The sequence below is a fragment of the Kitasatospora sp. NPDC054795 genome (assembly GCF_053611565.1).
Map to the genome: position 1 here is coordinate 43,893 of NZ_JBSHAP010000034.1, position 9,864 is coordinate 53,756.

Annotated in this window: 9 protein-coding genes and 1 pseudogene; 5 read left to right on the forward strand and 5 right to left on the reverse strand. The window is 75.1% G+C overall.

The features are described 5' to 3' along the window. Positions 1–384: 384 nt before the first annotated feature. Together ACWGJO_RS14905 and ACWGJO_RS14910 are read left to right on the forward strand one after the other, a co-directional pair. A complete protein-coding gene (locus ACWGJO_RS14905; RefSeq protein ID WP_452183870.1) occupies positions 385–1,050 on the forward strand; it encodes a DUF4097 family beta strand repeat-containing protein in 666 nt (221 codons plus the stop codon). Between the two features lie 46 nt (positions 1,051–1,096). After that, a complete protein-coding gene (locus ACWGJO_RS14910; RefSeq protein ID WP_452183872.1) occupies positions 1,097–1,924 on the forward strand; it encodes an alpha/beta fold hydrolase in 828 nt (275 codons plus the stop codon). 97 nt (positions 1,925–2,021) lie between these two features. Here the strand turns inward: ACWGJO_RS14910 and ACWGJO_RS14915 are convergent, their stop codons facing one another. Continuing rightward, positions 2,022–2,369, reverse strand: a complete 348-nt coding sequence (locus ACWGJO_RS14915) for a hypothetical protein (protein ID WP_452183874.1) — start codon at positions 2,367–2,369, stop codon at positions 2,022–2,024. A gap of 77 nt (positions 2,370–2,446) precedes the next feature. Then, positions 2,447–3,688: an acyltransferase family protein gene (locus ACWGJO_RS14920; RefSeq protein WP_452183875.1), complete on the reverse strand. Its 1,242-nt coding sequence runs from the start codon at positions 3,686–3,688 to the stop codon at positions 2,447–2,449. A 141-nt stretch (positions 3,689–3,829) separates the two neighbouring features. On the opposite strand from ACWGJO_RS14920, the gene ACWGJO_RS14925 reads away from it, so the two are divergent. Then, entirely contained in the window at positions 3,830–4,480 is a 651-nt protein-coding gene (locus ACWGJO_RS14925) for a GNAT family N-acetyltransferase (protein WP_452183877.1), read from the forward strand. Positions 4,481–4,675: 195 nt separating this feature from the next. On the opposite strand, the gene ACWGJO_RS14930 is transcribed toward ACWGJO_RS14925, so the two are convergent. Next, the gene (locus tag ACWGJO_RS14930) at positions 4,676–5,395 is read right to left on the reverse strand and encodes an HAD family hydrolase (RefSeq protein ID WP_452183879.1); all 720 of its coding nucleotides are present in this window, start codon (positions 5,393–5,395) and stop codon (positions 4,676–4,678) included. A 388-nt stretch (positions 5,396–5,783) separates the two neighbouring features. Between ACWGJO_RS14930 and ACWGJO_RS14935 the strand changes: the two are divergent. Beyond that, a pseudogene (locus ACWGJO_RS14935) lies at positions 5,784–6,161 on the forward strand (hypothetical protein); the annotation flags it as partial. Between the two features lie 76 nt (positions 6,162–6,237). Here ACWGJO_RS14935 and ACWGJO_RS14940 read toward each other — a convergent pair. Then, entirely contained in the window at positions 6,238–7,521 is a 1,284-nt protein-coding gene (locus tag ACWGJO_RS14940; protein WP_452183881.1) for an alpha/beta hydrolase family protein, read from the reverse strand. Between the two features lie 215 nt (positions 7,522–7,736). Continuing rightward, entirely contained in the window at positions 7,737–8,069 is a 333-nt protein-coding gene (locus ACWGJO_RS14945; RefSeq protein ID WP_452183883.1) for an ArsR/SmtB family transcription factor, read from the reverse strand. A 147-nt stretch (positions 8,070–8,216) separates the two neighbouring features. On the opposite strand from ACWGJO_RS14945, the gene ACWGJO_RS14950 reads away from it, so the two are divergent. Continuing rightward, positions 8,217–9,410, forward strand: a complete 1,194-nt coding sequence (locus ACWGJO_RS14950; protein WP_452183885.1) for an MFS transporter — start codon at positions 8,217–8,219, stop codon at positions 9,408–9,410. Positions 9,411–9,864: the final 454 nt, after the last annotated feature.

A 9,864-nucleotide genomic window follows, 5' to 3' on the forward strand; every position in this document is an offset into this window, starting at 1 on the left:
GGTTGTCGGCCAGCCCCTGGGCGTTCTGCCGGCGTACCGGGTGGGTGAGGATGCCTCCGGGATTGGCGTTCTGCGCGGGGGTGGTCGCCGCTTGGTTCGCGGCCTGGTTCGCGGGGTGCCGACGGGTGGGGTCACCGGTCGGCCCCACCATAGCGTTCACCTTTCACCCATTGCAATGGTCGCAACGGTCGCCGTTGCGTTCATCGACACATCCGTTGCAACAGTTTCCCGTCATTCACCTGCCACAACGCTGTTTTGACGCAACGAACTAGTTGCCGGGATCTTGAAAGCAACGTAGCGTTTCCAATGTCGGAAACACCGACGGGGCAGGCCCGGAACCGGGTCCGAGCCCGCACCCACCCCGCATCCACCCAGGAGCGCACCATGCAGAAGTTCGACACCTCCGCCCCGATCACCGTCGTCCTGGACATCCCCGGCGGGCGCGTTCGGTTCATCGCCGCCGAGCGCGGCGACACCACCGTCGAGGTCCGGCCCGCCGAGGCCGGCAGGAACCGCGACGTCCAGGCCGCCGAGCGCACCGCCGTCGCCTTCGCCGACGGCGTCCTGCGGATCACCACCGCCGCGGCCGGGCACCAGCTCCTGGGCCCCACCGGCTCCCTGGAGGTCACCGTCCAGCTGCCGGCCGGCTCCGCCGTCCGGGGCAGGGCCGCCGCCGCCGAACTGCGGGTCGTCGGCCGCCTCGGCGACGTCGCCTTCGACGGCGCGTACCGCACCACCAAGGTCGACGAGGCCGCGAGCCTGGACCTGACCGCCGTCGACGGCGACATCGAGGTCGGCCGGCTCACCGGACCCGCCCGGATCGCCACCACCCGCGGCGACATCCGGATCACCGAGGCCCGGCGCGGCACCGTCGAGCTGACCACCCAGGCCGGGAGCATCACCGTCGGCGCCGCCGCCGGCGCCTCGGCCGCGCTGGACGCCGGCACCGGTCACGGCCGCGTCGCCAACGCCCTGCGCAACGACGGCACCACCGTGCTCGACATCCGCGCCACCACCTCCCACGGCGACATCACCGCCCGCAGCCTCTGACCCCGGCCCCGCCCGGGCCGACACCGTCCAGCTCCAGGGGGACACCATGACCGGCAACACCGCACCCACCACCCGTCCGAGCCCGTGGACCGGCATGCTGCCGGTCGACGACACCGCCCTCGCCGTCACCGACACCGGCGGCCCGGGCCTGCCCGTGCTCTACCTCAACGGCCAGTTCGCCACCCAGGGCCACTGGCGCCGCGTCATCGCCGAACTCGGCCCGCGGTTCCGGCACATCACCTACGACGAGCGGGCCCGCGGCCGCCGCTCGAAGCGCTCCGCGGACTACTCCTTCGAGGCCGCCGTCCGGGACATCGACGCCGTCCTCACCGCCCGCGGCGTCGAGCGGGCCCTGCTGGTGGGCTGGTCCTACGGGGCGTTCCTCGGCGCTCACCAGGCCTCGCGCAACCCGCGGCGCACCGTCGGCGCCGTCCTGGTCGACGGCGCGCAGCCCTACGACTGGCTCACCGAGGAGATGGAGCAGCGCATCCGCAGGCAGTTCCGGCAGTGGGCGCCGCTCATGGCGCTGATGCGCCCCACCGGCCTGACCCCGCGGATGACCCACCGGCAGATGTCCGACTGCAACATCGAGCTCGGCAGGATCGGCAGCGCCGGCGCACTGGGCCCGGTGCTGGACGCCGTCACCGTCCCGACCCGGTACGTGGTCGCCTCGGGGGTCTCCCTGGGCAGCAAGGGCGAGGAGCAGGAGATCATCCGCGCGGCCCTGCCCGCGGTGACCGAGCGCAACCCGCACATCGGGATCAGCGCGAAGGTCCCCAGCAACCACGGCGCGATCCTGAGGAAGGACTTCCGCGCCGTCGCCGACGCCGTCCGCGAGGTCGCCGCCCTCGACCGGCCCACCCCCGGCCACTGACGGCCCCCGCACCCGCACCTTCCGCCACCGGCCGCCGCCTGCCGCCATCTGCCGCCATCGGGTGGCCCGCCGGAACGGCGGCCGTGCACCCCGCGGCTCAGCGCGGAAGCGAGGACTTCTCACCGACGGCGGCCGGCGGCTCGAACGGGAACTCCGGATCGGCCCGGCCAACGGCCGGCGCGAGCCGACGGCCGCCGGACGGCAGCCACCACACGCGCATGGTGGCGGCGACGTTGCACAGGAAGCCCGGCGGCTCCGGAGCCGCCGATTCGGGATCCGGGTCGTCGAACCCGGGACACGGCCACAGTTCGACCGTCGCCGGATCTCCCCAGCGGTCGGCCAGAACGGCCGTCAGTGCGCGGAGATCGGCTTCCGGTTCCTGTTCGGCCGCCTCGGCGGTCTCTTCGCCGCGGTCGTTCCGGAAGTCCCGGCTCTCCCTGAGCACGGCCACGTGGTGTCCGGGCCCACCCCGTCGACGGTCCGTCCCCGGCCGGGCCTCCCGCTCGGGAAACGGGAGGATGCTCAGCTCGTCGACGATCGAGAGCCGGGCGGCGGTGAATCCCCTCGATCGGTGCCGGCTCGACAGGGGCGGAGCCTGTCCGGGTCTCCCCCCGCCGTGCCGCGGCGGCGGGCGAGGCGCCGTACCGCCGGGCGTTCGACCAGGGTGTGGACGAGGGCCCCGGCGGCCAGGGTCGCGGCGAACGCGGCGAGCGTCAGCAGGACCGCGATCGGGGTCGGGTAGGTGCGGTCGCCGAGGACGAGGGGGCGGCCGTGGAAGAGGACGACGCCCTGGCAGAGGTAGAAGCCGAAGGAGACGCCGCCCAGCCACTGGGCCAGGCGGCGCGGCGCGGGGCGCGGGGCGCCGAGGCGCAGGTCGTGGTGGGCGGCGGCGCAGATGACCAGGGCGATCGGCAGGGCCATCGGCAGGACGAAGTCGTAGGGCGAGGGGACGGTGAGGGCCAGCGCGTAGGCGGGCGCGAGGAGGAGGGCGGCGGGGGCGAGGGGGATGCGCGGGGCGAGACCCGCGGCGACGGCCCGGGCCAGCAGCATGCCCAGGACGAACTCCGGCAGCCGGGCCGGCGGGAAGAGGTAGCCGAACCACAACTGGTCGAGCGAAACCGGCAGTTGGGGGATGCGGGGGTGGGCCGGCAGCAGGGCCGCGTCGGCTCCCGCGACGGCCGCGGCCACCAGCAGGACGGCGGCCAGGGCCGGGCGCAGGGCGCGTTCGGGCAGACACCGTACGGCGCGGTGCAGGAGCGGGAACAGCAGGTAGAACAGGACCTCGCAGCACAGCGACCAACTGGGCATGTTCATACCCGAGTTGATGTTCGGGTCGGGCGAGTAGGCGTGCACGAGCAGAAGGTTGGGCAGCCAGACCCGCACCGGGCAGGCCCGGGCGAACAGGAGGGCGGCGGCGGCCCACATGGCCAGGTGGCTGGGGTAGATCCGGGCCAGGCGCCGGCGCCGGAAAGCGGCGGGGCGCTCACCGTCCCGCGCGGACCAGGTCAGGACGAAGCCGCTGAGGACGAAGAAGAACGAGACCCCGGCGTAGCCGGCCTTGGAGGTGGCGTGGGCGAGGGCGGCGGCGAGGCGGGGGGCGGCGAAGAAGCCGAGCGGGGCCTCGGGGCGCAGCGGGTCGGTGACGAGGAAGGCGTGGAAGAGGAAGACGGCGAGGGCGGCGGCGAAGCGCAGGGCGGTGAGGGTGGGCAGGCGGTGCGGGGGTGGCGGTTCTCCGACGAGCAGAGCATCACTTCGTGCACTCATAACATGACCTTAGGTGACTGTGCGTCAAGTTGGGTCACTGTCGGTGTCGCCCGGAAGGCGTACAACGGGGCGCGGCGCGGGGGCGGCGAGCCGGGTGGAAATGGCGGTGCGGGTCGTGCGCCCGCTGGGCACACTGGTCCGATGATCACCGACCACTGGCCCCTGCGGGGGCTGCGCGTGACCTCGCCCCGCCTGGAGCTGCGTCTGCCCACCGAGGACGAACTGGCCGAGGTGGCGGACGTCGCCGCGCGCGGCGTCCACCTGCCCCAGGACCGTCCGTTCCTGACGCCGTGGGGCGAGCTCCCGCCGGCCGAACGCGCCCGGCACGTGATGCAGCTGCACTGGGCACGGCTGGGCCGCTGGAGCGCGCAGCACTGGGCGCTGAACCTGGTCGCCTTCCACGAGGGGCGCCCGGTGGGGATCCAGGACATGCGCGCCAAGGAGTTCGGCGTGCGGCGCGAGATCGTCTCCGGCTCCTGGCTCGGCCTGGAACACCAGGGCAAGGGCCTGGGCACCGAGATGCGGGCCGCGATGCTCCACCTGGCCTTCGCGGAGCTGGGCGCGCGCTCGGCGACCTCGCTCTCCTTCGCCGACAACCACTCCTCCCTGGCCGTCTCGCGCAGGCTCGGCTACCGCGGCGACGGCATCGACCGGGACGTCCTGGACGGGCGGGTGGTGGTCTCCGAGCGCCTGCGCCTGAGCCCCGAGGCCTGGGCCGAACACGCCCGCACCCCGGTCACCGTCACCGGCCTGAGCGCCGCCTGCCGCACCATGTTCGGCCTCACCGACTGACCCCGGCCCCCGGCCCCCGGCGAGCGTCCTGCACCCGGCACACCCCGGGGAGTGGGAAGTCGACCCCGCCGACTTCCCACTCCCCCACAACCCGCGACAGCCGCGGGCCCGGATGGTGGACGAGCTTCGGACCCGAGCCCCACCTCAGCGCCAAAAGCCGACCCCGCCGACTTCCCGTGCGCGGGGCGGCCCGGGTCAGGTGTGGAGGGCGGCGGGCAGGGCGGTGAGGGTGTGCAGGACGTGGATGCCGTCGTCGACCGGGGCGGTGCGGGTGGCGGTGCGGTCGAGCCAGAAGGGGCGCAGGCCGGCGTTGCGGGCGCCGAGGGCGTCGAGGTCGTAGTTGTCGCCGACGTAGGCGACTTCGTGCGGGGGCAGGCCGAGGCGCGCGCAGCCGGTCCAGAAGATGGCGGGGTCGGGTTTGGCCTCGCCGGGCCGGTCGGAGCCGACGAGGGCGGTGTCGTCGAAGTGGTGCAGCAGGCCGGTGGCGTGGAGTTTGGGGCGTTGCTGGTCGATCGGGGCGTTGGAGACGACCCCGAGGCGGTGGGTGGGGGCGAGGGCGGCGAGGGTGGGAGCGGCGTCGGGGAAGGCGGTCCAGGCGGCGTTGCGGTGGGCGGTGTAGCCGGCGAACCAGGCGGCGGCGGTCTCGTCGGGCATGGTGGTGGTGTCCTCGCCGAGGCGGGCGAGGAACTGGCGGGCGCGTTCGCGCTGTTGACCGGCGAAGGTCAGTTCGCCGGCCAGGAAGCGGGCGTACTGCTCCCGCATGACCTCGCGCCACAGCGTCACGGCGCTCTGCGGGTCGGGGACGCGGTGCAGCAGGTCGAGGTGGTGCAGGTGAGCGAGGATGCCCGCCTGTTCCGAGCCCGAGTAGTCGAACAGGGTGTCGTCGACGTCGAAGATCACGCCTCTGATCGGCACGGTCCGTCCTTCCGCTGGTTCCGTCCGGGTCGGCCCGGCCACGTACGGACCCTACGCGGTCCGCGGTGCCCCGGTCCCGCCCCCGTCCCGCAGCGAGGCCGAACGCGCGTGGGCCCACGAGAACCGGCCCCTGCCCTACTGACCCCGCTGCACCGCAACGCCCTCACCGCCGCGGGAGGCGGTACGGCGGAGCCGGGAGGCCCACCGGCACGGGCCTCCCGCTCCGCCGCTTCGCCGTGCGCACACCACCCACCGGACCCGGAAGCCGACGGACCGTCCGCCGTGTCGGAGGCGGACGCCGAGGTTCCTCCCGGGATCGCACGACAGCACGGAGGGGTTCGGCACGAGCAGCAGGCACGAGGGGTTCTCCGCCGAGGAGCGGGCCGCGGTGAAGGACCACGCGCAGGAGCTGAAGAAGGCCGCCCGCCGGGCCTCGCGGGCGGAGAAGGCGGCCGAGGCGCTGCGGGACGCGCTCGCGAAGATCGCGGAGATGCCGCAGGGCGAGCGGGTGCACGCGGTGGTCACCGCCGCCGCCCCCGCGCTCGCGCCCGAGCTCCGGTGCGGGATGCCCGCCTACGCGCTGGAGGGCACGGTGGTGTGCTTCTTCCAGAGCGCGGAGAAGTTAAAGTCCCGCTACGCCACGCCGGGTTTCAGCGACCAGGCGCAGCTGGACAACGGGCCGATGCGGCCGGCGTACTTCGCGCCGACGGAGGTGACGGCCGAGGTGGAGGAGCGGATCGCCGAGCCGGTGAAGCGCGCGGTCGGCCGAGGCGGCGGAACGGCGGAACAGGGGCCCGGGGGCTCAGGACCTCGGGGCCCCAGGACCTCGGGGCCTCGGGGGATCAGGCGTCGAAGCGGATCTCGGGCCAGCGGGGCGAGGGGGCGTCGAGCAGGGGGGCGGGGACGGCGCGCAGGTGGAGGCCGAAGTAGGCGGTGAGGTAGGCGCGTTGGGCGGCGACGGCGCGCCGGGGGTCGCCGGTGCCGAGGAAGTGTTCCAGCTGGTCGGCGGGCCAGGCGAAGACGCTCTGGCCCTGGGGGACGAGGAGTTGGAGGTCGCAGTAGGACAGGTGTCCTGAGCGGGTGAGGGTCAGGCGGCGGCGCCAGCCGGTCAGGTGCGGCCACAGGGTGTCCCACATGGCGTCGCGGGCGGGGCTGTCCCAGGTGGAGGCCATCAGCAGCAGGGGGCGTTCCTGGTCGGCGGTGGCGCTGGTGCCGAACAGGGGGCCGTCCAGGACGGCGCCGGCGCGGATGCGCGGGTCGTCGTGCAGGGCCTGGGCGGTGGTGGCGCCGCCCATGGAGTGGCCGAACATGCCGACGGCGTCGAGGTCGAGGGCGGTGTGGAGGCCGGCGGGCAGCGGGCCGCTTTCGAGGCGGTCGAGCAGGCAGCGGGCGTCGGCGGCGCGGTAGGCGACGATCTCGGCGTCGGTCATCGCCTGGACCCGGGCCTTGTCGCGCACTTCGAGGCGGTGGCCGGGGAATTCGACCTCGCCGGCGTCGTAGGTGTGGTCGACGGCGGCGACGACGTGGCCGTGGGAGGCGAGTTCCTCGGCGAGGGCGGTGTTGAAGGCGCTGTCGGCGCCGGAGCCGTGGGAGTTGAGGACCACGGGGTGGCGGCGGCTGCGGTCGGCGGGCGCGTCCGGGCGGGCGTGGGTGGTGGGCCAGGCGAGGCGGGCGTCGGGGACGGCGAAGTAGGCGGCCTGCAGGTGGGCGGTCTCGGCGGGGCTCATCCACGGCGCGTACGGGCCCCGGGCGCCGGGCGCGGCCGGGTACCAGAGGCGGGCGCGCAGTTCGCGCGGGCGCGGCGCGGGGGCCCAGGCGTCGGCGCGGGTGGCGTCGGTCAGGTACAGCAGGGCGGTGCCGACGGGGTGGGGACCGGTGGGCGCCGGCAGGCACAGGCGGGGCTCCCCCGCGGCCCCGCCCTGCGCGGCACCGCCCGGTGCGGCGCCGCCCGGTGCGCTGTCGGCACGCGCGGGCCCGGCACCGGTGACGGCGGCGGTGGCGGCGGTGGCGGCGCCCAGGGCGAGCGCCCCGAGGACGCCGCGGCGGCCGAGCGGACGGTCGAGCGGGCGCTCGGACGGGCGGGAGAACGGGCGGTCGGACGGGCGGTCGGGCTGGGATCCGGTCATGGGCGTGGCTCCTGCGGCGGGTCGGGCGGCGGCACGACGGCGGGGTGCGCCGGTGGGCGGTGCGCGCCGGTGGGCGGGGTGCGCGTCCACCGTGCCGACCCGGCCCGCCCGGGCGCGTCCGCCCGCGGCAGGAGCCGTCCGGGGGGCCTTACGTCCGCAGGCCTACGCCTGCGGCGGCAGCCGCGGCGCTCCACCCCCTAGGGGCCAACCCGGGTCTACCGTGCGGGAGTTGCCCGGCCCGCCAGGAGCGCGTCGAGCAGGCCGGGGAAGCGGGTGTCGAGGTCGGCGCGGCGCAGGCTGACGAAGCGGTTGCGGCCGGCGACGCGGGTGGTGGTGACGCCGGCCTCGCGCAGCACCCGCATGTGGTGGGAGACGGTCGACTTGTGGAGGTGGTCCAGGCCCAGGTCGCGGGGGTCGCAGGAGTGCTCGGCGTCGTCGGCGTAGCTGAGCAGCAGGGTCATGCGCACGGGGTCGCCGAGGGCGTGCAGGACCGTGACGAGGTCGATGTCGGCGGTGGCGGGCTGGGGAAGCCGCTCGTCGTCGCTCATGGCGCACGCTCCTCGGGGGCCGCGGGGAACCGCGGGGGAAACGGATGGTTTGACAATCATCCACCCATCCCCGAGTGTTTGACGAGCATCAAACAGTTGCATGTCCATCCAACAATTGGTTTTCCTTGCGCCCCGGGGGGCCCTGCCGTGCCCGTACGTCTGCTCCTGCTCGCCCTCGGCACCTTCGCCATGGGCACCGACTCGATGGTCTTCGCCGGCATCCTCGGCCCGATCTCCGCCGACCTGGGGGTGTCGGTGCCGGCCGCCGGCCAGCTGGTCACCGTCTTCGCGCTCGGCTACGCGCTGCTGGCTCCGGTGCTGGCCACGCTCACCGCCCGCTGGCCGCGCCGGCGCCTGCTGCTGACCGCGCTCGTGGTGTTCAGCGCGGCCAACGCGCTCAGCGCGCTCGCCCCCACCTACGGGCTGCTGCTGGCCACCCGCGTCCTGGCCGCGGCCGGCGCCGCCCTCTACACGCCGACCGCCAACGCGGTGGCCACCACCCTGGTCGCCCCCGAGCGGCGCGGACGGGCGCTGGCGACCGTGCTCGGCGGGATGACGGTGGCCACCGCGCTCGGCGTGCCACTGGGCACCTGGGTGGGACGCGCCGACTGGCGGATGACGATGTGGCTGGTCACCGCGCTGGGCCTGGCCGCCCTCGCGGGCCTCGCCCTCCTGCTGCGCGACCTGCCAGCCCCCGCCGCCGCCGCCACCCTCAAGGCGCGCCTGGCGCCGCTGGGCCGACGCCGGGTACTGGGCGCCGCGGCCACCACGCTGGTGTTCTTCCTCGCCTTCCAGAGCGTCTACATCTTCCTGTCCACCGCGATGGCCGGCGCCACCGGCGGCGACGCCGACCGGCTGAGCCTGATCCTGCTGACCAGCGGCGTGATGTCGGTGGCCGGCAGCTGGCTGGGCGGGCGCCTGGTGGACCGGATCGGGGTGCGGCGGGTGCTGCTGGCCGGCTCGGCGGTGGCCGCGCTCGCGTTCGCCGCGCTGCCGTGGCTGGGGCTCAGCATGCCGGGGGCGCTGGGGTACGCGGTGGTGGTGCCGATGGCGGGGTGGGCGGTGTCGGTGGCGCTGCCGCACCGGCTGGCGTCGATCGATCCGGTGAACGCGCCGCTGCTGATCTCGTTGAACAGCAGCGCGCTGTACCTGGGGACGGCGGCGGGGGGTGCGGCGGGGTCGGCGGCGATCGCGGTGCTGGGCGGGCGGTGGTTCCCGTTCGCGGCGGCGGTGCTGGCGCTGGTGGCGTGCGCGGTGGCGGCGGCGACCACGCGCGACGAACGGGCCGCACGGGCATCGGCCCCGGATACGGGGCAGGCGCAGGAGTCGGCCCGCGCCTGAGAAAGCGTCGGGCCATCGGATGACACATGGCGGTGATCTTCGCGGACAGCCCACCACAACGATCACCGCCCGAAAGCCCGGTTCGCCGGCGTGTCGGTCGAGGCGTTCGGCGAACACGGCGACGCGGCAGTTCGGCGGGTGCGGCAGGTCGTCGAGGAGTTCCAGGTCGGCCGGGCCGCCATCGCAGGTGCCTCTGGAAGGATCGCGCCGACCCGCCCCGCCGAGATCCGCCACCGCCCGCTTCGAGGCCCGCATCACGTACGCCCTCGCCCACTGCCGTGCCCAGGCCACCCGCGCCCGACAGGGAACGGCAGGTTGGGGCGTGTTGTCGGGCCGGGCCGTTCACCACCACTCCGGCGCGGGAAGTCGGCCCCCCCCCACGTGCCCCGCGGCCGGGGCGGCCCCCGGCCCCGGGGGGGGTGGCACGTGGTTGGGGGGGTCGCCCGGGGGCGAC